This window comes from Variovorax sp. V118 (genome assembly GCF_041154445.1).
Taxonomy (GTDB): Bacteria; Pseudomonadota; Gammaproteobacteria; order Burkholderiales; family Burkholderiaceae_C; genus Variovorax; species Variovorax boronicumulans.
In genome coordinates, this window is sequence record NZ_AP028663.1 from 1,016,854 (window position 1) to 1,040,061 (window position 23,208).

Annotated in this window: 24 protein-coding genes and 1 pseudogene; 4 read left to right on the top strand and 21 right to left on the bottom strand. The window is 69.6% G+C overall.

What is annotated here, in order from left to right; genetic code table 11:
* Positions 1–136: 136 nt before the first annotated feature.
* Entirely contained in the window at positions 137–1,798 is a 1,662-nt protein-coding gene (gene ettA / locus ACAM52_RS04655) for an energy-dependent translational throttle protein EttA (RefSeq protein ID WP_062475998.1), read from the top strand.
* A gap of 75 nt (positions 1,799–1,873) precedes the next feature.
* On the opposite strand, the pseudogene pabB reads toward ettA, so the two are convergent.
* The 3 genes and pseudogenes from pabB to ACAM52_RS04670 all read right to left on the bottom strand — a co-directional run bounded on the left by pabB (position 1,874) and on the right by ACAM52_RS04670 (position 6,090).
* A pseudogene (gene pabB / locus ACAM52_RS04660) lies at positions 1,874–3,630 on the bottom strand (aminodeoxychorismate synthase component I).
* A 24-nt stretch (positions 3,631–3,654) separates the two neighbouring features.
* Complete coding sequence (locus ACAM52_RS04665) at positions 3,655–5,034, bottom strand: TAXI family TRAP transporter solute-binding subunit (protein ID WP_369646263.1); 1,380 nt, start codon at positions 5,032–5,034, stop codon at positions 3,655–3,657.
* A 27-nt stretch (positions 5,035–5,061) separates the two neighbouring features.
* The gene (locus ACAM52_RS04670) at positions 5,062–6,090 is read right to left on the bottom strand and encodes a P1 family peptidase (protein WP_369646264.1); all 1,029 of its coding nucleotides are present in this window, start codon (positions 6,088–6,090) and stop codon (positions 5,062–5,064) included.
* 40 nt (positions 6,091–6,130) lie between these two features.
* Here ACAM52_RS04670 and ACAM52_RS04675 point away from each other — a divergent pair, with 40 nt between their 5' ends.
* Positions 6,131–7,432, top strand: coding sequence for an NAD(P)/FAD-dependent oxidoreductase (locus ACAM52_RS04675; RefSeq protein WP_369646265.1), 1,302 nt, complete (start codon positions 6,131–6,133; stop codon positions 7,430–7,432).
* A gap of 13 nt (positions 7,433–7,445) precedes the next feature.
* Here ACAM52_RS04675 and ACAM52_RS04680 read toward each other — a convergent pair whose 3' ends face one another.
* From ACAM52_RS04680 to ACAM52_RS04730, 11 genes are all read right to left on the bottom strand, one after another.
* Complete coding sequence (locus tag ACAM52_RS04680) at positions 7,446–7,736, bottom strand: copper-binding protein (RefSeq protein WP_369646266.1); 291 nt, start codon at positions 7,734–7,736, stop codon at positions 7,446–7,448.
* A 48-nt stretch (positions 7,737–7,784) separates the two neighbouring features.
* Positions 7,785–8,234, bottom strand: a complete 450-nt coding sequence (locus ACAM52_RS04685) for a DUF411 domain-containing protein (protein WP_139702862.1) — start codon at positions 8,232–8,234, stop codon at positions 7,785–7,787.
* Between the two features lie 21 nt (positions 8,235–8,255).
* Positions 8,256–8,777, bottom strand: coding sequence for a plastocyanin/azurin family copper-binding protein (locus tag ACAM52_RS04690; RefSeq protein WP_369646267.1), 522 nt, complete (start codon positions 8,775–8,777; stop codon positions 8,256–8,258).
* Between the two features lie 33 nt (positions 8,778–8,810).
* Positions 8,811–10,199, bottom strand: coding sequence for a multicopper oxidase family protein (locus ACAM52_RS04695; RefSeq protein WP_369646268.1), 1,389 nt, complete (start codon positions 10,197–10,199; stop codon positions 8,811–8,813).
* 1 nt (position 10,200) lies between these two features.
* Positions 10,201–11,700, bottom strand: a complete 1,500-nt coding sequence (locus ACAM52_RS04700; RefSeq protein ID WP_369646269.1) for a TolC family protein — start codon at positions 11,698–11,700, stop codon at positions 10,201–10,203.
* A 77-nt stretch (positions 11,701–11,777) separates the two neighbouring features.
* Positions 11,778–12,188 (bottom strand): hypothetical protein, encoded by a 411-nt coding sequence (locus tag ACAM52_RS04705; protein WP_369646270.1) that lies wholly within the window; start codon positions 12,186–12,188, stop codon positions 11,778–11,780.
* Between the two features lie 40 nt (positions 12,189–12,228).
* Complete coding sequence (locus ACAM52_RS04710; protein ID WP_062475969.1) at positions 12,229–12,504, bottom strand: hypothetical protein; 276 nt, start codon at positions 12,502–12,504, stop codon at positions 12,229–12,231.
* A complete protein-coding gene (locus ACAM52_RS04715; RefSeq protein ID WP_369646271.1) occupies positions 12,501–13,505 on the bottom strand; it encodes a glycerophosphodiester phosphodiesterase in 1,005 nt (334 codons plus the stop codon). The genes ACAM52_RS04710 and ACAM52_RS04715 overlap by 4 nt, the downstream gene beginning before the upstream one ends.
* Entirely contained in the window at positions 13,502–14,083 is a 582-nt protein-coding gene (locus ACAM52_RS04720; RefSeq protein WP_062475964.1) for a DUF1439 domain-containing protein, read from the bottom strand. The genes ACAM52_RS04715 and ACAM52_RS04720 overlap by 4 nt, the downstream gene beginning before the upstream one ends.
* 72 nt (positions 14,084–14,155) lie before the next feature.
* Positions 14,156–14,644, bottom strand: a complete 489-nt coding sequence (locus tag ACAM52_RS04725) for a GNAT family N-acetyltransferase (protein ID WP_369646272.1) — start codon at positions 14,642–14,644, stop codon at positions 14,156–14,158.
* Positions 14,645–14,655: 11 nt separating this feature from the next.
* Positions 14,656–15,156, bottom strand: coding sequence for an AAA family ATPase (locus ACAM52_RS04730; RefSeq protein WP_369646273.1), 501 nt, complete (start codon positions 15,154–15,156; stop codon positions 14,656–14,658).
* Positions 15,157–15,683: 527 nt separating this feature from the next.
* Between ACAM52_RS04730 and idi the strand changes: the two genes are divergently transcribed.
* Both idi and ACAM52_RS04740 read left to right on the top strand, forming a co-directional pair.
* Positions 15,684–16,229, top strand: a complete 546-nt coding sequence (gene idi, locus ACAM52_RS04735) for an isopentenyl-diphosphate Delta-isomerase (RefSeq protein ID WP_369646274.1) — start codon at positions 15,684–15,686, stop codon at positions 16,227–16,229.
* 398 nt (positions 16,230–16,627) lie between these two features.
* A complete protein-coding gene (locus tag ACAM52_RS04740; protein ID WP_369646275.1) occupies positions 16,628–16,948 on the top strand; it encodes a LysR family transcriptional regulator in 321 nt (106 codons plus the stop codon).
* 33 nt (positions 16,949–16,981) lie between these two features.
* On the opposite strand, the gene ACAM52_RS04745 is transcribed toward ACAM52_RS04740, so the two are convergent.
* The 7 genes from ACAM52_RS04745 to ACAM52_RS04775 all read right to left on the bottom strand — a co-directional run bounded on the left by ACAM52_RS04745 (position 16,982) and on the right by ACAM52_RS04775 (position 23,198).
* Positions 16,982–17,767, bottom strand: coding sequence for an amino acid ABC transporter ATP-binding protein (locus ACAM52_RS04745; RefSeq protein WP_369646276.1), 786 nt, complete (start codon positions 17,765–17,767; stop codon positions 16,982–16,984).
* Complete coding sequence (locus ACAM52_RS04750; RefSeq protein ID WP_095746234.1) at positions 17,751–18,404, bottom strand: amino acid ABC transporter permease; 654 nt, start codon at positions 18,402–18,404, stop codon at positions 17,751–17,753. Before ACAM52_RS04750 ends, ACAM52_RS04745 begins: the two co-directional genes overlap by 17 nt.
* 18 nt (positions 18,405–18,422) lie before the next feature.
* On the bottom strand, positions 18,423–19,085 hold the full coding sequence (locus ACAM52_RS04755) for an amino acid ABC transporter permease (RefSeq protein ID WP_369646277.1): 663 nt from the start codon (positions 19,083–19,085) through the stop codon (positions 18,423–18,425).
* 15 nt (positions 19,086–19,100) lie between these two features.
* Complete coding sequence (locus ACAM52_RS04760) at positions 19,101–19,898, bottom strand: transporter substrate-binding domain-containing protein (RefSeq protein WP_095746233.1); 798 nt, start codon at positions 19,896–19,898, stop codon at positions 19,101–19,103.
* Positions 19,895–20,653: a GntR family transcriptional regulator gene (locus ACAM52_RS04765; RefSeq protein WP_139702850.1), complete on the bottom strand. Its 759-nt coding sequence runs from the start codon at positions 20,651–20,653 to the stop codon at positions 19,895–19,897. Before ACAM52_RS04765 ends, ACAM52_RS04760 begins: the two co-directional genes overlap by 4 nt.
* Before the next feature lie 88 nt (positions 20,654–20,741).
* Positions 20,742–22,079: an MFS transporter gene (locus ACAM52_RS04770; protein WP_369646278.1), complete on the bottom strand. Its 1,338-nt coding sequence runs from the start codon at positions 22,077–22,079 to the stop codon at positions 20,742–20,744.
* A gap of 45 nt (positions 22,080–22,124) precedes the next feature.
* Positions 22,125–23,198: a hypothetical protein gene (locus ACAM52_RS04775; protein ID WP_369646279.1), complete on the bottom strand. Its 1,074-nt coding sequence runs from the start codon at positions 23,196–23,198 to the stop codon at positions 22,125–22,127.
* Between the last annotated feature and the right edge of the window lie 10 nt (positions 23,199–23,208).

The following is a 23,208-nucleotide window of genomic DNA, read 5'->3' on the forward strand; positions in this document are numbered from 1 at the left end:
TTTGCGGGCAACTGGACCCGGCAACGAGGACTATTGTCGCATGAGTCGATAATCATGGGTTCGCCGCGCCCGGATCACTGTCCGGACGACCGTGCTTTTACGCAAATCCCAAGCTACCCAAGGTAATCATTCACAGATGGCTCAATACGTCTATTCGATGAACCGCGTCAGCAAGACCGTGCCGCCCAAGCGGCAGCTCTTGAAGGACATTTCGCTCTCTTTCTTCCCCGGCGCCAAGATCGGCGTGCTCGGCCTGAACGGCTCGGGCAAGTCCACGCTGCTCAAGATCATGGCGGGTGTGGACAAGGAATTCGAGGGCGAGGCCCTGCCCATGCCGGGAATGACGATCGGCTACCTGGAGCAGGAACCCAAGCTCAACGCCGAGCACACGGTGCGCGAATCGGTCGAGGAGTCCATGGGCGCGGTGTTCGCGGCCAAGGCGCGCCTCGAAGAGGTCTACATCGCCTACGGTGCCGAAGACGCCGACTTCGACGCGCTGGCGGCCGAGCAGGCCCAGCTCGAAGCCATCATCGCCACCGCCGGCACCGATTCCGAGCACCAGCTCGAAATTGCCGCCGACGCGCTGCGCCTGCCGCCGTGGGACGCCAAGATCGGCCTGCTGTCGGGCGGTGAAAAGCGCCGCGTGGCGCTGTGCCGCCTGCTGCTGTCCAAGCCCGACATGCTGCTGCTCGACGAACCGACCAACCACCTGGACGCCGAATCGGTCGAGTGGCTCGAAGTGTTCCTGCAGCGTTTCACGGGCACCGTGGTGGCCATCACCCACGATCGCTACTTCCTGGACAACGCCGCCGAGTGGATCCTGGAAATGGACCGCGGTCGCGGCATTCCCTGGAAGGGCAACTACAGCACCTGGCTCGAGCAGAAGGGCGAACGCCTGGCGCAGGAGCAAAAGAGCGAAGAAGCCCACGCCAAGGCCCTGAAGAAGGAACTCGAGTGGTCGCGCCAGAACCCGAAGGCACGCCAGGCCAAGAGCAAGTCGCGCCTGGCCCGCTTCGAGGAGCTGAGCGACATGGAATACCAGAAGCGCAACGAAACGCAGGAAATCTTCATTCCTGTGGCGGAGCGACTGGGCCAGCAGGTGTTCGAGTTCCACGGCGTCAGCAAGTCCTTCGGCGACCGCATGCTGATCGACAACCTGAGCTTCACCGTGCCGCCGGGCGCGATCGTCGGCATCATCGGCCCGAACGGCGCCGGCAAGTCGACGCTGTTCAAGCTGCTCGCGGGCAAGGAAAAGCCGGACACGGGCGAGGTCGTCATCGGCCAGACCGTGAAGATGGCCTTCGTCGACCAGCACCGCGACGAGCTGGCGTCCGACAAGACCGTGTGGGAAGACATCTCCAACGGCCTGGACATCATCAACGTCGGCAAGTTCCAGATGGCCAGCCGCGCGTACGCGGGTCGCTTCAACTTCAACGGCGCCGACCAGCAGAAGAAGGTCGGCACGCTGTCGGGCGGCGAACGCGGCCGCCTGCACCTGGCCAAGACGCTGATCGCGGGCGGCAACGTGCTGCTGCTGGACGAACCGTCGAACGACCTGGACGTGGAAACCCTGCGCGCCCTGGAAGACGCGCTGCTCGAGTTCGCCGGCACCGTGATGGTCATCAGCCACGACCGCTGGTTCCTCGACCGTATCGCCACGCACATCCTCGCGGCCGAAGGCGACAGCCAGTGGACCTTCTTCGACGGCAACTACCAGGAGTACGAAGCCGACAAGAAGAAGCGCCTCGGCGAAGAAGGCGCCAAGCCCAAGCGCATGCGCTACAAGGCCCTCAAGTAAGACAGGACGCAGGCGGCTTCGGCCGCTTCGACGACCAGAGCGCGCGGTTCCGCAAGGGGCCGCGCGCTTTGTCGTTCAGGGAACGCCGTGGCCGACGAGGTCCGCGTCGAGCCAGCCGCGCAGGCTGTTGACGAAGGCCAGCGCTTCGACGCGCGGCAGGTCGTCCACGCGCACGACCGCTTCGATCAGCTGCCCTTCGCGCAGCCGGCGGGCACGCCCGATGCCGTCGAGCAGGCCGCAGTGCAGCGGCGGCGTGACCCAGCGGCCGTCGAGCCGCAGCGCGATGTTGCCGCGCGTGCATTCGGTGATCTCGCCACCGCGGTTCCACAGCAGCGTGTCGAACACGCCGGGCGTGGTCGGTGTGAACGCCTCGTAGTGCGCACGGCGCGTGGTCTTGAAGCGCGAGAACTCGCTGTCGGCCTCATCGAAGGCACGCGCGGCCAGCTGCAGGCGCACGCGCGGTGGCGCAGCGTCCATGGCGAAGGCCTCGGCGCGCGCTTGTCCTTGCGCGTCGAGCAGCAGGCGTACGCGCCACGTGCCTGCGGCATGCGCGGTGCGCAACTGGTCCAGGCAGGCCGTCACTTGCGCTTCGTGCCACGGATAGCCGAAGTGCGCAGCTGCACGATGCATCCGCGCCAGGTGCGCGGGCGCATCGCGCAGTGCGCCATCGGTCAGCGCCAGGGTTTCGAGCAGCTCGAAGGAGGTCATGGTTGCGAAGATACCGCCGCGCCGAGAAAGGCGCGCTTGTGCCGCCACTCGTCCCACTCCGCGTCGGCCTGCGCATCGGCCGTGATGCCGCTGCCGATGCCGCAGCGCGCGGCGCCGTCGCGCAGCGTGACGGTGCGGATCGGCACGTTGAAGGTCGCGTGCCCGCCGGGCCGCACCACGCCCACGGCACCGCAGTACACGCCGCGCGCGTCGGGCTCCAGCGCGCGGATCATGCGCATGGCGCTCACCTTCGGCGCGCCGGTGATGGAACCGCAGGGGAACAGCGCCGCGAACAGGTCGGCCAGCGTCGTGCCTTCGCGCAGGCGGGCTTCCACGTCGGAGGTCATCTGCCACACGGTGGGCAGCGCCTCGGTGTGGAAGAGGCGCGGCACGCGCACCGAGAAGGGCTGGGCCACGCGCGAGAGGTCGTTGCGGATCAGGTCCACGATCATCACGTTCTCGGCGCGCTCCTTGGGCACGGTGCGCAGCCGCAGCGCATGGGCCGCGTCCTCGGCGGGCGTGGCGCCGCGCGGCGCGGTGCCCTTCATGGGGCGCACGAGGATGCGGTCGCCGTCGCGGTCGAAGAACAGCTCGGGCGACACCGACAGCACCTGTTCGTCGCCGGTGTCGATGAAGGCGCCGTAGCCGTTGGGCTGCGCCTGCCGCAGCGCATGGAACCAGGCCTGCGCGTCGCCGTCGAAAGTGGCGCGCAGCGGCGCCGTGTAGTTGAGCTGGTACAGCACGCCGTCGGCGATGGCGCGGTGGATCGCGGCCATATTGCGGTCGAAAGCCTCGCGCGACAGCTCGGCCGTCCACGCGACGGGCGCTACAGCGGGTGCCGGCGCATCCGGCCATGGCAACGCCTCGTCATGCACGCCGAACCAGGCCAGCGGCCCGTCGGGTGCATGCACCTCGAACGCCGGGTCGAAGGCCGCGGCGGCCTCGTAGCGCAGGTGGCCGACGCACCAGCGACCTTCGCGGGCCAGCGCCTCGACGGCCTCCAGCACAGGGCGCACCTCGTGCGGCGCATGGGCGACGAGCACGCGCACCGGTGCGCCGAAGGCGGCGCGCAGCCGGGTCGCCCCGTCGGTGCGCGGGTCGGCGAAATCGATCAGCGTGGACAGCAAGCGCGCGCCCGGGCCTTTTTGTCAGGTGGCCGCGCGGACCGGCGCAGCGGCGGCTGCCCCCGCCGATCCCGCGAGTGCCCGCTTGCGCACCGCGTAGATGTTGTTGCGCAGCGCATAGAGCTCGTCGGCGTACGACAGCGGCACGGCCACCTTGTTGACCACGCGGTCGAGGTCGTCGAGTTCTTCCAGCAGCTTGTCGCGCTCGGCCTGGCTCTGGCGCCCGTCCACCTTGGCCTCGATGTCGCGCAGCCGCGCGTACCAGCGGAACACGCGGCGGCGCACGCGGAACTGGTACAGCGGCGGGATCACGCGGCTCAGCGGCAGCATCAGCACCAGCACGCCGCCCAGCACCAGCCACATGCGCTCGACCAGGTTGCTGGCCCAGAACGGCAGGTAGCGCTGCCAGAAGGGCGGCGTGCCGTTGATCGCGCGGTCGCCCTCGGGGCTCACGGGCAGTTCGCTGGTGCGGGTATTGGGGAAGTCGCGCGCGCGGTTGAACCAGCCGGCGTCGCTGTGCACGGTCTGCGCGGCCTGCGCGAACAGCTGGCGCAGGGCCGGGTGGGTCTCGTCGCGCGACAGCAGCGAGGTGGTGGCGGCGAGCAGCGACACGTCGTGCAGCGGCAGGTCCTTCGACAGGTCGACCACGCCGCGCGGCAGCGTCACGGCCGAGAGGAACGGAAAGCGCCGCGTGTAGGCCTCGGCCTGGCCGAAGTCCATGAGCTGGATGTCGCCGGCGCGCAGCAGCCGCTGTACCTGAGGCGACTGCGGCGCAGAGAACAGCACGATGGCATCGAGCAGCCCGGCCTGCAGCGCCTCGGCGGCGGCGGCCTGCTCGAGGTTCGACAGCAACAGGTCGTCGGGCCCGAGCCGGTTGGCCTTGAGCAGCCGCTCCATGATCTCGGGCAGCCCGCTGCCCGGCAGGTCGACGTTCACGCGCAGGCCGCGCAGCTGCGTGAGCGAGGTCAGGGTGCTGGTCTTGCGGTCGATCTTCTGGGCGCTGTCGGTGCGGTAGAACAGCCAGATCGGCTCGAAGAACAGCGCGCCCAGCGAGCGCAGGCCGGCCTCTTCGTCGGCCACCGGGTCGGCGCTGCCACCGCGCACGAAGGCCACGTCGGCGTCGCCGCTGCGCAGCAGCTGCAGGTTCTCGGTCGAGCCCGAGGTGGCCTTGAGTTCGACGGTGATGCCGCTGTGCTTCAGGGCCTCGGCGTAGCGCTTGCCGAACTGCGCATAGGCGCTGCCCGTGGGGCCGGTGGCCAGCGTCACGTGCTTGGGCGGCTGCGGTTGCAGCCACCAGTAGGCGGCCACCAGCAGGCCGATGACGATGAACACGATCGGGCCGGCCGAGGCGATCAGGTCGCGGATCGACAGCAGGATCAGCTTCAGGGTGCGGGGAAACGCCATGGGGTGCCTCGTCGTGCGTTGCGCGGGTCAGCCGCGCGGTGCGGCCAGGTCGGCGGCGCAGGGAATGTGCAGCTCGCCCACGGTCACCGCGCGCGCCGCGCGCACCGCGCGCACGGTGGCGATGGCGGTGGCTTCGGCGGCCATGGTGCTCAGCACGGTCATGCCGGGCGCATCGCCTTCGAGCGGCACGCGGCCGGTGGCCAGTGCGAACAGCGTGTCGCCGTCGCTCATGGTGTGCACCGGGTTGATGGCGCGCGCCAGGCCGTCGTGCGCGACCATGGCGAGCCGGTTGGCCTGCACCTTGGTCAGCACCGCGTCGGTGGCGATCACGCCGATGGTGGTGTTGGTGCCCGCCAGCAGCGGCTTGGGCAGGTCGCCGCGCAGCAGCGCGCGGCGCGTGTCGAGCAAGGCGCTGCCGTCCTCGGTGCGCGCGCCGGCCACGGGCAGGGCGGTGTCGGGGTCGATCACGTCGCCCAGCGAATTGACCGCGATCAGCGCACCGACCGTGACGCCGCCGACGGTGACCGAGGCGGTGCCGATGCCGCCCTTCATCGCGCGGTGCACGCCGAACAGCTTGCCCACCAGCGCGCCGGTGCCCGCGCCCACATTGCCCTCGGCGGGCGCGTCTGTCGAGGCGGCTTCGCAGGCGGCGTAGCCCGCGGCCGCGTCGGGGCGGATGCGCGCGTCGCCCATGGGCAGGTCGAACAGCACGGCGGCCGGCACGATGGGCAGGGTGCCGAAGCGCACGTCCATGCCGACGCCGCGCTCTTCGAGCCAGCGCATCGCGCCCTCGGCGGCGGCCAGGCCCCAGGCGCTGCCGCCTGCGAGCATGACGGCGTGCACTTCCTGCACGAGGTTGCCGGGCGAGAGCAGGTCGGTCTCGCGCGTGCCGGGCGCGGCGCCGCGCACATCGACACCGGCCACGGCGCCGTCGCGCGCAATGATCACGGTGCAGCCGGTGGGGCGGCGGGTGTCGGAGAAATGGCCGACTTCGATGCCGGCGACGTCGGTGATGGCACCGGCGCGAGAAGAGGGGGAAGAAGACGCAGCGGACATGGCGGCCGATTATGGGACCGCGACCTTTACGATCCCCACAATGACAGTTGCAAGAAGTTTCTCCCCCGAGGGCGGCAGCCGCCACGTGGTGGTGATCGGCGCGGGCGCGGTGGGCTGCGCCACCGCCATCGAGGCCTTGCGCGCGGGCCTGCGCGTGACGCTGGTGGAGCCCGGCGAGCCGGGTGGCCCGCAGGCCACGAGCTACGGCAATGCCGGCTGGCTGTCATCGCACTCCGTGGTGCCGCCCGCGCTGCCGGGGGCCTGGCGCAAGGTGCCGGGCTGGCTGGCCGACCCGCTCGGGCCGCTGGCGTTGCGCTGGCGCCACCTGCCGCGCGCGCTGCCGTGGCTGTTGCGCTACCTGGCCTCGGGCTGGACCGAGGCGCGCGTGCAGCGCACCGCCGACGCATTGCGCACGCTGCTGGCCGATGCGCCCGCGCTGCATGCGCAACTGGCTGCCGAGGCCGGCGTGCCGCAGCTCATCGAGCGGCGCGGGCTGCTGCATGCCTACCGTTCGCGCGCCGAGTTCGACGGCGACGCGCTGGGCTGGCGCGTGCGCCGGCGCGCCGGTGTCCAGTGGGAAGAATGGCCGGCGGACGAACTGCGCCGCCGCGAGCCTGATCTGGCCGCGCGCTACACGCTCGGCATCTTCGTGCCCGAAGCCGGCCACTGCCGCAATCCGGGCGCCTACGTGGCGGCCCTGGCGCACCATGCGCTCGTTGGGGGTGCCGAACGCGTCGCTGCGCGGGCCACCGGCTTTCGCATCGAGGGCGGCCGGCTGCGCGCCGTGCGCACCGAGGCCGGCGAGATCGCCTGCGACGGCGCCGCCATCTGCGCCGGCGCGCGCTCGGGCCCGCTGGCCGCGGCGGCAGGCTCGGCGGTGCCGCTGGAGTCCGAGCGCGGCTACCACGTGGTGATCGATGGCGCCACGGCTGGCCCGCGCACGCCGACCATGGTGGCCGACGGCAAACTCATCGCGCACTGGATGGACGGCGGCCTGCGCGCGGCCGGCCAGGTGGAGATCGCGGGCCTCGAAGCGGCGCCCGACTGGCGCCGCGCCGAGATCCTGCACGCGCATCTGCAATCGATGTTTCCGTCGCTGGCACCGCCCGCGCCCGGTGCGCCTTCGGTGGCGCACTGGCTCGGACACCGCCCGAGCCTGCCCGACGGCCTGCCGTGCATCGGCCCGTCGGCGGCCAGCGGCGACATCGTGCTGGCCTTCGGGCATGGCCACGTCGGCCTGTGCGGATCGGCGCGAACCGGGCGGCTGGCGGCGCAGCTGCTGGCGGGCGTTGCGGCGGAGATACCGCTGGCGCCCTTCGATCCGGGGCGCTTTAGGTCCTGAGGTTCACAGCTTCTCAGTTCGCCGGCGTGATCGACAGCACGGTGAGTGCGCCGTCGACCTTGTCGACGGTGAATTTCACCTTGTCGCCGGCCTTCACCTTGGCGAGCAGCGCCGGGTCGCTCACGCGGAACACCATGGTCATGCCGGTCATCTCGAGGTTCGGGATGTCGCCGTGGCGCAGGGTGATCTTCCTGGCGTCGGTGTCGACCTTGCGGACTTCGCCGTCGACCTGGGGCAGCGCGGCCTGCGCGAACGCCGCGGCGGCGAGCACGAGGGTGGAGAGGGCGGTGAGGACTTTTTTCATGGTCGGTGTTCCTTCCTTGTTTGGATGGGATGAAGGGTGAAGAGGGGCTCAGCGGTAGCTCTGGAAGACACGCGTGCTGCCGTCGGCCAGCACCAGCAGCACGTCGTAGGCGTCGCGCTGGTTGCCGTAGGCCGGGCCGTCCATGCCGGGCGAGCCGATGGGCATGCCGGGCACGGCCAGGCCGATGGCCTTGGGCTTTTCCTTCAGCAGGCGCTGCATCTCGCGCGCCGGCACGTGGCCTTCGATGGCGTAGCCGCCGACGCGGCCCGTGTGGCACGAACCCAGCTTCGCCGGAATGCCGAGCCGCTCGCGCGCGGGGCCGTTGCCCTCGTCGTGCACGCGCGTGGCAAAGCCGTTCTTGTTGAGGTGCTTGACCCAGTCCTGGCAGCAGCCGCAGTTCGGGTCTTTCCAGATCTCGACCATCGGCGCGGCGGCCTGCGCGGCGAGCGGCAGGGACGCGGTGGCGGCGGCGAGTTTCAGGAGGGTTCGTCGTTGCATGGTGGGGTTCCTTTCAGTGGGTCATCGTGCGGGCGCGGCAGCGGCCCGCACGCGCACGCGGCCGGCCATGCCGAGTTCGTAGTGGTCCTTCACGAGGCAGGCGAAGTCGAAGTCGCCAGCGCGGTTGAAGGTCCAGATCAGTTCGCCGGTCTTGCCCGGCTGCACATGCGCCATCCAGGGCTCGTCGTGCTCCATGCCGGGGTGCTTCTTCATCATGGCGGCATGGTCCTCGATGACGGCGGTGGTGCCAAGCACGAGCTCGTGCAGGTCCTTGCCGCGGTTCTTCAGCCGCAGGCGGATGGTGTCGCCTTCGCGCACCTCCAGGACCGAGGGCGTGAAGGTCATGTCGTCGGCCATCGCGATGTCGATGGTGCGCTTCACGGCGCTGGCCTTGCCGGCGATGCCCCAGGCTTTCTGCTCGGGCGCGAGCGAGGCGGCGGCGGCCTTGCCGGCTTCGGGTGCGTGGTTTTCGTGGGCCGTGGCGAGGGTGGTGGCGGCCGCCAGTGCGAGGCCGGCGACGAGGGTGGAGAAACGGGTGTTCATGAATGGAATCTCAAAAAAGTTGGATCGATGCGATCAGTGGTTGTGGGCTCCATGGCCCGAGGGCTTGCGCACGGTGGCGCTGCCGCTGTCGGGGCTCGCGGGCGCGGCGCCCGTCTTGCGCGGCGCCACCGGCGCACCGCTGGCCGACACCTCGCGCGCGACCGTGCCGGTCGGGTGCTTGAACCAGCCCGGGTCGCGGTAGTCGCCCGGCTTCTGGTCGCGCCGCACCTTGAGCAGCGTGAACATGCCGCCCATCTCGGCCGAGCCGAAGGGGCCGGTGCCGGTCATCATGGGCACGGTGTTCTCGGGAATGGGCATTTCCATCTCGCCCATGTCGGCCATGCCCTTGTCGCCCATCACCATGTAGTCGGGCACGAGCTTCTTGATCTTCTCGGCCACGCCCTTGTGGTCTACGCCGATCATGGTCGGCACGTCGTGGCCCATCGGGCCCATGGTGTGGTGCGCCTTGTGGCAGTGCAGCGCCCAGTCGCCTTCTTCGTCGGCGATGAACTCCATCTGCCGCATCTGGCCCACCGCCACGTCGACCGACACCTCGGGCCAGCGCGCGGTGCGCGGCACGGGGCCGCCGTCGGTGCCCGTGACCTCGAACTCGTGGCCGTGGATGTGGATCGGGTGGTTGGTCATCGTGAGGTTGCCCGCGCGGATGCGCACGCGGTCGCCACGGCGCACGTTGAGCGTGTCGATGGCCGGGAACACGCGGCTGTTGAAGCTCCAGATGTTGAAGTCGGTCATGGTGTTGACCTTGGGCGTGGCGCTGCCGGGCTCCACGTCGAAGCTGCCGAGCAGGAAGCAGAAGTCGCGGTCGACCTTCTCGATCAGCGGATGCTCGGCCTTCGGGTGCGTGACCCAGAAGCCCATCATCCCCATCGCCATCTGCACCATCTCGTCGGCGTGCGGGTGGTACATGAAGGTGCCGGGGCGGCGCGCCGTGAACTCGTAGACGAAGGTCTTGCCCGGCGGGATGTGCGGCTGCGTGATGCCGCCCACGCCGTCCATGCCGTTGGGCAGGCGCTGGCCGTGCCAGTGCACGGTCGTGTGCTCGGGCAGCTTGTTGGTCACGAAGATGCGCACGCGGTCGCCCTCGACCACCTCGATGGTCGGGCCGGGCGACTGGCCGTTGTAGCCCCACATGTTGACCTTGAAGCCGGGCGCCATCTCGCGCACGACGGGTTCGGCGACGAGGTGGAATTCCTTGACGCCGGCGTTCATGCGCCAGGGCAGCGTCCAGCCGTTGAGCGTGACGACGGGGTTGTAGGGTCGGCCGTTGGGCGGCACCAGCGGCGGTGCGGTGGCGGTCGATGCCTGTGTCACCGGCTCGGGCAGCGCGGCCATGCTCACGCGGCTCACGGTGGTGGCGGCCACGGCCGTGGCGGCGCCCGCAAAGAAGTTGCGACGGTTCATGTCAGTGGCCTCCCGCCGCAGGTTCGTTGGTGGCGGCAGTTTGCAGGGCCGTCATGCCGCCGGGCGAGCTGCCCGTGAGCACCAGTTGAAGATCGGTGTCGGCCAGCCAGAAGTCGCGCTGGGCCTCCATGCCGGCGTTCACGGCGAGCATGCTCGCGCGCGTTTCGCCGAGCAGCTCCCACACGCTGGCGAGCATGCCGTTGTAGCGCAGCACCATCTCCTCGTTGACCTGCTTGCGCAGCGGCAGCACCTCGTCGCGGTAGCGGCGCGCCAGGGCGTAGGCGGTGTTCCAGCCCTGCCAGGCTTCGCGCGCCTCGCTGGCGGCGAGCACGCCCACGTCGCGCACGCGCGCGGCCGACTGCAGGTACTGCGCCTCGGCGCGGCCGCTGCGGGCCTGGCCCCAGTCGAAGATCGGAATCGGCAGCTCGAGCTCGAAGCCGCGCGTGGTCGATTTCGAGCGATCGGCGTCGTTCTCGAAGGTGGTGTTGCGCACCACGCCCAGTTCCATCGCGTTGATCACGCTTGTGGCGTGCGTCAGGCCGAGCGAGCCGGCCACGGCCGTGTTCTGCGCATAGGCCGAGCGCACGTCGAGCCGGTCGCGCAGCGCCAGCGCCTGCACGTCGCCGAGCTCGGGCGCGGCCTTCGGCAGCGGCGGCAGGCGGTCGGGCAGGGTGTAGCCGGTGCGCGCGCCGCTCAGGCCCAGCAGGCGCGTGAGCTGTTCGCGGCTGGCGACGGCCGCCTGTTCGGCGCGTGCGAGCTGCGCGGACGCGTCGGCCAGCAGCAGCTGTTCGCGCGTGCGCTGCAGCGCGCTCCAGTTGCCGACTTTGGCCATGCGGTGCGCCAGTTCGGCGCCGGCTTCGGTGGCGTCCTTCGCATCGCGCAGGTAGCTCACGCTCTGCTGCGCGGCCACCGCGCGCACCCAGGCGCGGCGGGTGTCGGCGGCCAGCAGCAGCACGCTTTGCGCGGCCTGCAGCTTGGCGGCCTCGTGGCGCTGGCCGGCCCAGCGCGCCTGCCACGGCAGCGTGAGCAGGCCCAGCACGTTGAAAGTCAGCATGCGCTCGAACTCGCGTTCGCTGCCCTGCGCCAGGCGACTGAAGGACAGCACCGGGTTCGGCAGGCTCGCGGCCTGCACGCGGTCGGCGTCGCTCAGTTGCAGCGTGGCAAAGGCCTCCTGCACGCGCGGGCTGTTGACGAGCGCGATGCGCACGGCGGCTTCGGCGTCCAGCGGCTTGGCCAGCAGCGCGTCGACGCTTTGCTGCGAGGCGTCGTCCGGCTTGCGCTGGGCCGCGGCGCCCGCCATGAGCGGGTTGCCGTCGACCAGCGCCTGCACGTCGCCCGCGCCGCCGTCGGGCGACAGGCTGGCGCAGCCGGCGAGCACCAGCGCAGCGGTCAGCGCGGTGGCGGTTCTGAGGAATGAAAAGCGACTTTTTCGCCCGGGGGGCGGGCTATCTGTTCGATAGCGGGGGATGCCGGCATACGGCCGGCGAGCAAGGGAATTCACGAGCGATCTCCATGGGCAATACGGCGAACGCTGCGAGCCGGGAAGGGCTCACTGCGGACGGACTACGGGCAGGAAGATCAGGAAATGGGCGGCTTGAAGCCCAGGACGGGCTCGGCGCTGGCAAAGCGGGCCGCGTGCGCGGCCGGCGGCGCCTGGGGCGCCGCATGCGGGGTGTCGACCAGCGGCATGCCGCCGAGTGCCACCGTGTGGCAGACCTGGCAGGCGACACAGGTGCCGCAGTTCGCGTGGTCGGTGCCGTGGGACTGCTGCGAATCGCTGCTGTTGTCGTGCATGGCCGCCATGTCGTGGCCGGTGTCGGCCTCCATGGTGGCGTCATGGCAGTGCGATTCGGCGATGCCGGCTGCTGCAGCCACCACCGCCTCGGCGGCGGGCAGCGAATGCCGCACCATCTCCACCGCCATGGCGTCGCCGAGCCAGCCACGGATGGGCAGCAGGGCGATCATGAGGGCGAGCAGCAGGGTGCGCATGGTTGGGCGCGATGATAAACCGGGGCGGGGCGTCAGCGCCTCAAGACACCAGTTGGCCGCGGGCCTTGTCGACCCACACCTGCAGGTTGTCGAGCAGGTCTTTCTGGCTGAAGGAGCAGCTTTCCTCGCTGAAGAGCGCGCTCGATTCGAGGCGGTCCAGCAGGTTCAGCAGCACCTCGCCGTAGCGCGGCGGCAGGGCGCCGAGCAGCTCGGTGCTGGCGCGCGCGGCCGTGGAGAGCGTGGTGACGGAGCCGCTGCCGCCTTGCAGCGCGGCGATGCCCGAGGCGATGGTGTCGAGTTGCGTCACGGTGCTCATGAGGCGGCCTTCGCTGGTGGTGGCAGTGCCAGTCCGCGCTCGCGCATCAGGTCGCGCAGCACGTCGGGGTAGTCGGTGATCAGGCCATCGGCGCCCGCGTCCATGAGCCGCACCATGTCGGCGCGCTGGTTCACGGTCCAGGGCACGACCTTCATGCCGAGCTTCTGCGCCTCGCGGATCGCGGGGGCACCCAGGTCGGCGTGCGCCGGCGACCAGATCAGCGGTCCGGTCGACGCACCGGCCGCGGCCTTCACGAGCTGCGGCACCGAGGCGAAGCGCGCGGCGTCGAGGCCGGCGGTCCAGCGGCTGTCCTTCAGCGTGCGGGGCGTGGTGAGGTAGGCGCGCGACAGCTGCGGCGCGAGCTGGCCGACCAGCGCGAGCGTGCGCCAGTCGAAGCTCTGGATGGTCACGCGCTCGCCCATCTTCGCCTTGTCGATCTCGGCCAGCAGCGCGCGCACCATGGGCTCGGGCGCGGCCGTCTCGTCGGGCTTGGTCGGGTCGATCTTGGTCTCGATGTTGAAGTGCACCCGCGCGGCATCGGCGCCGCGCGCCTGCACCTGCGCGAACAGCGCGGCCAGCGTGGGAATGCGCTCGCCGTCGCGCGGCTCCTGCAGCGCGAACTGCTTGCCGTAGTTGCTCTCGGGGTTGAGGCGGCCCACGTCGTAGGTCTGCAGCTGCGCCAGCGTGAGCGAGCGCACGGAAGGGGCGGGCTTGGCCGTGAGCCAGGCGCCGCGCGCGTCGCGCGTGTGGTCGGCGTTGAGCGCCGTGTCGTGCGACACCACCACCACGCCGTCGGCCGTGAGCCCGATGTCGAGTTCGAGCGTGGTCACGCCCAGGTCCATCGCGTTGGAGAACGCGGCCAGCGTGTTCTCGGGCGCCAGGCCGCGTCCGCCGCGGTGGGCCTGCAGGTCGAAGTGCGGCTTCACGGTGGGCGCGATGGCGGCGCAGCCGGCGCCGAGCAGGGCGGCGGCGATCAGGAGGAAGGCGGTGCGTTGTTTCATTTGAGTTGCACTTTGATGCCGTTGTCTTGCACCGTGATGTCGCCCACCTCGTAGGTCTTGCGCCCCACCGTGAGTTCGTCGGCCGTGAAGCTGCGCAGGATCTGGCCCTGCAGCAGTTCCTGCGCGACCACCGCGCCGACCTTCTGCAGGCGCTCGGCGTCGCGGCCTTCCACGCCCTGCAGCTCGAGCCGCTCGGCCTTGGGCTGATCCAGCCGCAGCGCGCGTGCCGCCGCGTCGTAGCGCAGCGCGCTGCTCACCGACACCACGCCCTGCACCGGCGAGGCCGCCAGCAGCGGGCTGGCGATGGTCAGCGTGGCCGTGATGGCCGCGCGGTTGGCGCGCCCGTCCAGGCCCAGCTGCGGGTCGCGCAGCCCGACCATGAAGATCTCGGCATAGCGCTCGGCCACCGGAAAGCGCTTGGCGATCTGCGACTGCAGCTCCTCGCGCGTGGCGGTGTACTCGTTGGTGAAGAAGTTGAAGCCGGCCAGCGCCGCGAACGGCGCGGGCAGGGCGGCGGCGCCCAGCAGCGCGCGCAGCACCCGACGGCGGAAATGAGAGGGCGGGATTCGGTCGGTCATGGAGCTTGCGAGCTTGCCACAGGCGACGATGTTCCCGCCAGCGCCGAAGGGGCGCGTCGGCGTGTCGGACGGTCAGCCGTCGACGCGCAGTTCGTAGCGCGCAAACGTCCCGCCGCGCAGGTCGATGCAGCTGTGCAGTGCGAAGCCGAAGCCTTCGTACAGCGTGCGCAGCGCGGTGCGGTCGGCCACGCAGTCCAGCCGCAGCCAGGGGCGCCCGAGCGCGCGGGCGTGGTCGCGTGCATGGCCCAGCAGCGCGCGCGACACGCCCCGGCCGGCCCAGGCGCGGCGCACGGCCAGCTTGTGCACGAACAGCGCGCTGCCGGGCGCGATCTCGGGCCAGAACGACGGGTCTTCCAGGTCCAGGCGCATCACGCCGGCCCAGTCGCCGTTCTCCTTGGCCACCACGTAGCGGCCGGCGTCGGTGTCGCGCTGGATGCGTTCGATGCCGGTGTCGGCGGCGCTCCAGAGCGGGCGTCCGCCCTCGGCGAGCCATTGCGCGGCTTCGGTCAACACGGCCGCGACGGCGGGCGCTTCGGTGGAAAGGGCGGGTTCGATGTGCATCGGCGCGCAGCTTACCGATCGTGGCGGATCACGTGGAAGCCTTCCTCGGCCGTGGGCGGCACGAAGTGGCGGGTGATCAGGTCGAACTGCGCGTCGGAGGTTTCGAAGGGGTGCTCGCCCGCCGCGTTGCGCGCCCGCAGCCGCGCCTTGCAGACCTCGTCCGGCACGTCGAGAAAGTGCAGTTGGTGCGCCGCGCCGGCCTGCTCGAAGAGGCCGCGCGCCCAGGCGCGGTGGCTCACCGTGTTGGCCGGAAAGTCGAGCACCACCGACACGCCGGCGCCCAGCAGGGCGCAGACGTGCTCGCCCATCGCCTGCTTGAGCCGGCCGGCGGCGCGCACGTAGTCGGGCAGCGCGTGGATTTCGCCGGGGTAGAGCGCGGCGAGCCAGGCGTCCTCGCTGATGCACACGGTGGCGGGCGCCTGCGCCAGGCGCCGGGTCAGCGTGGATTTTCCGGCGCCGATCTTGCCGCAGACCATGTGCAGCACGGGTGGTGGAGTTGGTGTCGGTGTCATTCGGTCTCCTGCGAGTGGGGGGAACAAACCTCGGGAGACGGACAAGAAAAACCCGCCTCCTGGGGCGGGTTGCATGGCGTGGTTTCGAACCGTGCGCTAGCTCACCCGCTCTCGCGAGAGCGGGCGAATGATCGATGCGGTGCGAAGGCGGGCCATGGAGGGCGAGGTTAACCCGGCCCGGGGCGCGCGGGAAAGCGCCGGCGATCACGCGTTGCCGATGGCGCGCCGTTGACCGGGCCGCGAGGGGCGAACCAGGAACCACGGTTCGAAATGCGCAAGAAATACCTGTGGAGCAGTTTGGGCTCATTTGTTAATCGGATTCGATATTTTTGTTATCTATGTAATTATTTGTGTTTATTCCATTTTTTATATTCTTCTTCGGTGTAATCAGTTCGAACTAATTTGAATTTCTTATTGCGGTCTCGCAAAAAATACGTGCTAAAGAAGCGAGCCGGTTTTTTCGAAGCCGCCAGGCCACGGAAATCGCAGGGCCGCGAGGCTCCGGGCCCCCACTTCTGGAGCAGCTCATGGACGAATTCCTGATCGCCGTCGACGCCGAAGACCGGCCGCTGCACGCGGTCGAGAAGATGAGTGCCCACCGCGAGGGCATCCTGCACCGGGCGTTCTCGATCTTCCTGTTCGACACGCAAGGCCGGGTGCTGCTGCAGCAGCGCGCGCTGGGCAAGTACCACTCGCCCGGCCTGTGGAGCAACAGCTGCTGCGGGCACCCCCGCCCCGGCGAGGACACCGGCGCGGCCGCCCTGCGGCGGCTGCACGAAGAGCTGGGCCTGCGGTGCGCGCTGCAGCCGGTGACGGCCTTTCTCTACCGGGAGGCGGTGTCCGAGGAGCTGGTCGAGCACGAGTACGACCACGTGTTCGTCGGCATCGCGCACGGGCTGCCGCAACCCGACCCCGGCGAAGTGCGCGAGTGGCGATGGCTGGCCTTGCCCGAGCTGCACCGCGAGCTGGCGCGGGCCCCGGCGCACTTCACGATCTGGCTGCACCGCATCGCCGAGCGCTTCGGGCCGGAAGGCCTGGGGGCCTGGCGGGAGCGCGCATTGACGGCGCATTGACGCACGGCCCCGGCCAGGCCCGCAAGGCCCACTGATTCCCGTGGCTTTCGGTCGAATTGCACCTAGCACCAAAGTTCTATATCAAAAAAATTCTCTTTAACAGGAACTGTGATTGCACTAAATTCTCAATTCACTCCCGGCGATGCCTTACAAGCTTGGGAGTCGGTTAATTCAAGGATTTGATGAGAAAGAATCACCTCTGTTGAATTGGATTGGATCCGTGGTTTGCGTCCGTGGTCATGGGAATTCACGCAATTAGAATTCCCCGTTGCGTGGCCTTCTCGCCATTCGATGCGATTGAATTGCTTTGAAAGAAGGCAGACATGAAGCAGAAGAGCGAACAGGCCGCGGTGTACCCCTGTACGTCCACAACAGCCCCCGGCTGAAAGGTGGCTGCGGTGTTGCGCATCACCTTCCGGCAACTGGAGGCCTTTCACTGGGCCGCGACATTGGGCTCCGTCAACGCGGCGGCCCGCCGCCTCTTTGTCAGCCAACCGGCCATCACGGCCCGCGTGAGGGAGCTCGAAGGCATCCTCGGGCACGCGCTGTTCGCGCGCAGCCAGCAGGGCGTGCAGCTGACCGCGGCCGGCGACGAACTCTTCCAGCAGGTGCAGCAGCTGCTGAAGGCAGGCGAAGAGGTCGAGCGGCGCGGCGGGCGGCTGGTGCCGCCGCTGGCCGCGGGGCTGCGGCTGGGCATCGACGAATCGCAGCACCTGTAACGGCGGCCGCTGCTGCCGCAGCCACGCGCGCGGTCAGTCGTGCAGCGACGACAGGAACTGCTTGAGCTCCGGCGTCTGCGGCGCGCCGAACAGCTCCGCCGGCGGGCCCATCTCGTGCACGCGGCCCTGGTGCATGAAGATCACGCGGTCGCTGACCTTGCGCGCAAAGCTCATCTCGTGCGTGACCATCAACAGCGTCATGCCTTCGTCGGCCAGCGACTCCACGACGCGCAGCACCTCGCCCACCAGCTCGGGGTCGAGCGCCGAGGTGATCTCGTCGCACAGCAGCACGGCCGGTTCCATCGCGAGCGCGCGGGCGATGGCCACGCGCTGCTGCTGGCCGCCCGACAGCTGCTCGGGCATCGCATCGAACTTCTCGGCCAGGCCCACGCGCTCGAGCAGCTTGCGCGCCTGCGAAGCGGCTTCCATCGACGATCGCTTCTTCACCAGCGTGGGCGCCAGCATCACGTTCTTGCCGACCGTGAGGTGCGGGAACAGGTTGAAGCCCTGGAAGATCATGCCCACGCGCTGGCGCAGCGTGCGCATGGCCATCGCGCTCTCGTGCAGCAGCGGCTTGCCGTCGACCGTGAGCGCACCTTCCTGGAACACCTCGAGCCCGTTGATGCAACGCAGCAGCGTGCTCTTGCCCGAGCCGCTCTTGCCGATGATGGCGATCACCTCGCCGCGCTTCACATCGAGGTCGATGCCCTTGAGCACCTCGTTCGTGCCGTAGGACTTGCGCAGCGCCGTGATGCGCACGATGGGCGCGGCGAACGATGCGGCTTCGGGTTGTGGTGTTGGTTCAAGCACGGCGGCCATGGGTCTTCCTCTCGAGGGTCTTGGCGTACAGGCTCACGGGGAAGCACAGCACGAAGTAAAGCAGGGCGACGCAGCTGAACACCACGAAGGGCTGGAAGGTGGCGTTCGAGATCATGCTGCCGGCCTTGGTGAGCTCGACAAAGCCGATCACCGACGCCAGCGCCGTGCCCTTGATCACCTGCACCAGGAAACCGACCGTCGGCGCGATGGCGATCTTCACGGCCTGCGGCAGGATCACGTGGCGCATCTGCTCGCCGAAGCTCAGCGCCAGGCTGCCCGAGGCCTCCCACTGGCCCTTCGGGATCGAGGCCACGCAGCCGCGCCAGATCTCGGTGAGAAAGGCGCTGGTGTACAGCGTGAGCGCCACGCTCGCGGCGGTCCACGCCGACACGTCGATGCCGAACAGCGCGATGCCGAAGTAGGCGAGAAACAGCTGCATCAGCAGCGGCGTGCCCTGGAACAGCTGCACGTACAGGCCCACGGCCCGCTGCGCCGCCTTTCCGCCGCGCAGCCGCGCGAACAGCAGCAGCGCGCCCACGATCCCGCCGCCGACGAAGGCGATGAGCGAGAGCACGACGGTCCAGCGCAGCGCCATCAACAGGTTGCGCAGGATGTCCCACAAAGAAAAATCGACCATGGTGCAGGGGCCTCGCGGTCAGCGGCCGAAGAAGAAGCGCGGCCCCGCCCACTGGAGCAGGCGGCGCAGCGCCACGGCCAGCGCCAGGTACATGAGCGTGGCGACGATGAAGGATTCGAAGGCGCGGAAGTTGCGGCTCTGGATCAGGTTGGCCGCATAGCTCAGCTCCTCGGTCGAGATCTGCCCGCACACCGCCGAGCCCAGCATCACGATGACGATCTGGCTCACCATCGCGGGCCACACCTTCTTGAGCGCCGGCGGCAGCACCACGCGCAGGAACACCTGCGCCTTGCTGAGCGCCAGGCTCACGGCGGCCTCGATCTGCCCCTTGGGCGTGGCCTCGATGCCGGCGCGGATGATCTCGGTGGAATACGCGCCCAGGTTCATCACCATCGCGATCACCGAGGCCACTTCCGGCGAGAGCTTCACGCCCGCGGCCGGCAGCCCGAAGAAGATGAAGAACAGCTGCACGATGAAGGGCGTGTTGCGGATCAGCTCCACGTACGCGCCCACGAGCGCGCGCAACCACGCCGGCCCGCCCGAACGGGCCCACGCGCACAGCGTGCCCACGGCCAGCCCGAGCACGGTGCCCACGGCCGTGAGGCCCAGCGTCCATGCCACGCCGCGCAGCAGCAGCGGCCATTCGGCGAGCACCGCGCCGAAGTCGAATTCAATGCCCATGGCCGCGCCCTTCGATCAAACCGGCAGGTCGCCGGCCGCCTTGCCGAGCCACTTCTTGGACATCGCGTCGAGCGTGCCGTCCTTCTTGGCGGCGGCAATGATCTCGTTGACCCGGGTCTTCAATGCGGTCTCGCCCTTGGCGATGCCGATGAAGCAGGGGCTGTCTTTCAGCAGCAGCTTGTACTCGGCACTCACCTTCGGGTTCTTCGCGAGCATGTCGCCGGCCACCGCCGCGCTGGTGGCGAGGGTCTGCGTCTGGCCGGCCACGAAGGCGGCGATCGTCGCGTTGTTGTCCTCGAAGCGACGGTAGTCGACGTTCGGCGGCGCCACCTTGTTCAGTTCCTGGTCTTCCATGGCGCCGCGCGTCACGGCGACGGTCTTGCCGGCCATGTCGGCGAAGCTGGTGAGCTTCATGCTCTTGGCCGCATACACGGCCTGGAAGAAGGGCGCGTAGGCCGCGCTGAAGTCGATCACCTTCTCGCGCTCGACGTTCTTGCCGAGCGTGGAGATCACGAGGTCGGCCTTGCGCGTCTGCAGGTAGGGAATGCGGTTGGCGCTGGTCACCGGCACCAGCTCGACCTTCACGCCGAGCTTGGCGGCGACGAGCTGCGCCATCTCCACGTCCAGGCCCTGCGGCTGCATGTTGCGGTCGACCGAGCCGTAGGGCGGGTAGTCGGTGGGCACGGCGATCTTGATGGTCTTGGCCTTGAGCACGTTGTCGAGCGCGTTCTGCGCCTGGGCGGCGCCGGTGGCGGCCAGCAGGGCGACGCTGGCCAGCGCGAGGGCAAGACGGCGGGAGGCGAAAGAGGTCATAGCAGGGCTCCTAGGTAGGTCGATGAATCGGTGGTGGCGTCGTCGGCGGGCGCGGCCTTGCGGCGGCGCTTCGGCGTGGGGGTGTTGTTCAGCGGTGCCAGCGCATCGCGCAGCTGCGCGAGCGGGTCGGCAGGCGCTTGCACGCGCAGCGCCGACTGCACCGTGCCGATGTGTTCGGCCATCAGCGCCTCGGCGGCGGCGTGGTCGCCGCGCTCCAGCGCCGCGACGATCTGCACGTGGTCTTCGCACGACTGCACCGCGTCGTGCGTGCTCTGGTAGAGCATGGCGATCAGCGTGGTGCGCGCGGTGAAGTCGCGCAGCGTGTCGGCCAGCAGCGTGTTGCCCAGGCACTCGGCCAGGCACACATGGAAGTCGCCCAGCAGGAAGCTGCGGTGGCCGACGTCGCTCTCTTTCAGTGCGGCCTTTTCACGCTGCAGGTGCGCCTTCAGCTGGCGCAGGGCGGCCTTGTCGATCTTGTCGGTACTGCGGATGAGCCCGAGCTCGATCACGCGCCGCGCCTCGAAGGCTTCGCGCGCCTCGTCCTGCGAGGGCTCGATGACGAACCAGCCGCGCCGCGCGCTCACCGTGACGATGCCGCGCGCGGCCAGCCGCGTGAGCGCCTCGCGCACGATGGTGCGGCTGCAATCGAACAGCATCGCCAGCGGCTGCTCGCCCAGGCGCGCGCCGGGCGCGAGCTTCTGCGCCATCACCGCTTCGACGATGCGTGCACTGATTTCGGATGCGGAGATGGCCATATGCCTGCATACCAGCAGCTTCCGTGCCAACTGGTATGCAAGCCGTGTGCACCGAAATGGGCCGGCCGCGGTGCGCCGGCGGTGCGCGCTAGCGCTGGCCGAGCGCGCTGCGGGGCAGGGCCAGCAGCATGAGCAGCGCCGACAGCACCAGCGCGCCGCTCAGCACATACAGGCTGGCCGTGAAGCCGCCCGTGAGCGTCTTGAGCGCGCCCACCATCATCGGCGCCACCAGCCCCGCGCTGCCGCCGATGGTGCTGATGAGCGCAATGCCCGCCGCCGCGGCGCTCCTGGACATGAAGCTGCCGGGAATCGCCCACAGCACGGTGAAGGCGCTCGAGATGCCCATCGACGCCAGTGCCAGGCACAGCACGGCGGCCACGGGGCTGTGCATGAAGAGCGTGGTCAGCGCCAGCCCGGTCGCGCCCGCGAGCGCGCCCAGCGCGAAGTGCCAGCGGCGCTCCTGGTGCCGGTCGGAGTGGCGCCCCACGACGATATTGGCCGCGATGCCTGCCACGGCGGGAATCACCGAATAGAAGCCGATCTGCAGCACGCTGAGCCCCATCGACTTCAGGATCGTCGGCTGCCAGAACGACAGCGCGTAGATGCCCAGGATGATCAGGAAGGACATGAAGCCGATCAGCCACACGCGCCCGTCGCGCATCGCCGCGCCGAAGGTGTGGCGCCCGGCGGCGCCGTGCGCGGCCTGGTCCTCGGCCAGCAGGTGGGCCACGCGCTGCTTCTCGGCCGGCGAGAGCCAGGGCGCCTGCGCCGGGCTGTTCGACAGCGTGCGAAAGGCGATGACGCCCAGCAGCACGCTCGGCAGCCCCTCGAGCAGGAACAGCCACTGCCAGCCGCGCAGCGCCAGCACGCCATCGAGGTAGGTCATCGTGAGCCCGGCGATCGGCCCCGCGACGATGGGCGCCGCGCCGAAGGCCATGAAGAAGAGCGCGGTGGCCTGTGCGCGGCGGCGCGAGGGGAACCACAGCGTCAGGTAGAACAGCACGCCGGGCGCGAAGCCGGCCTCGAACACGCCGATGAGAAAGCGCAGCACGTAGAACTGCGTGGGCGTGGTGGCGAACATCATCGTCGCCGAAGCCAGGCCCCACAGGCCCATGATGCGCAGCAGCGTGGCGCGCACGCCGATCTTCGCGAGCATCAGGTTGCTCGGGATCTCGAACACCGCATAGCCCAGAAAGAAGATGCCGGCGCCCAGGCCGAACACCGCGTCGCTGAAGCCCAGCTGGTCCTTCATCTGCAGCTGCGCGTAGCCGACGTTGGTGCGGTCCAGGTAGTTCAGCACGTAGCAGGCGCACAGCAGCGGCATCAGCCGCCAGGTGATCTTGCGAAAGAGCGCGGCGTCGTCGCGCGCATCGGCCGAAGCCGGTGCGTGCGCGCCGGCGGCGGCGTCGAGGGTGGCGGTGTTCATCGGTGTGTCTCCTTCACTCTTTTCTGTTCTGCGCGTGTTGGCGGGTCAGGCCCGCACGAGCGCGCCGAAGCTGGTTTCGCCCCACAGGTGGCTCGTGGGCGCACCCGGAAACAGCCAGTGCGGCGAGCACTCGGCCGACGGCACGACGTTGCTGAAGCCGTGCAGCGGCGAGGTGCCCGCGAGCGTCTTCTCGAGCACCATCGACAGGTACTGGTCGTTGCTGCTTTCCTGCGTGTTGCCGTTGAGGATCACCTCGGCGCCCGTGGCCTTCGCATAGCGGCGGATGCCGTTGTGGCGCGACTGCAGCGGCGCCCAGCTGTCGGCCGACACGCCGTTCTCGCTGCTCACGCGCAGGCCGTCGCCCGTGCGGTACACCAGCGAGTGGTTGCCTTCGGTGTGCCCCGGCGTGTGCACCAGCGCGACACCGGGCCCGAGCTGCAGGCTGCCGTCGAAGGCGACGATGCGTTCGGGCGGCACCCCGTCCAGGCCGTGCGGGCAGTACCACTCGGCCTGTACCGGCAGCAGGCCCTGCACGTTCGCGAGCTCCTGGCGGTGCACCAGCAGCTTCGCGTTCGGCAGCAGGCCCGGCGTGCCCGCGCTGCCGAGCCAGCGGCGCACGTCCTGCGTGTGCAGGTGGTCGTAGGTGATGTGGTCGATCTGTTCGGGCGCCACGCCGCAGCCGGCGAGCGCCTGCAGCACGGTCTGGTAGACCGGCGCGATGGCCTTGTGCAGGAACTTCGGCGTCTGGTCGCTCAGGCGCTTGAAGTAGGGCGTCTCGTTGCCGGCCTCGAAGTCGGCCGGCGTGAAGAGCAGCGTGCGCAGCCGGCCTTCGAAGTCGTCGTACTGAACGAGCACGGTGCGCGCCAGCAGATGCACCATGTGCGGCTTGAGCAGCTGCTGCGAGTACACGCCGGTGAAGGCGAACCACGCGGGGTACGGAATGCGCAGCAGATTGAAGCTGCGCGCGAAGTGCACGGGCGGCGCGTCGAGCAGCCGCTCGCGCAGGGCCTCGGCGCCGCGGCGGATGGCGCGCAGGCGGTCCTGCGGCATGGCGGCGTGGCGCGTGCCGTCGAGCTCGGTGATCTGCGCGAAGCCGGTGGGGTCGGGGTCTCGGGTCATGGTCGTCTCC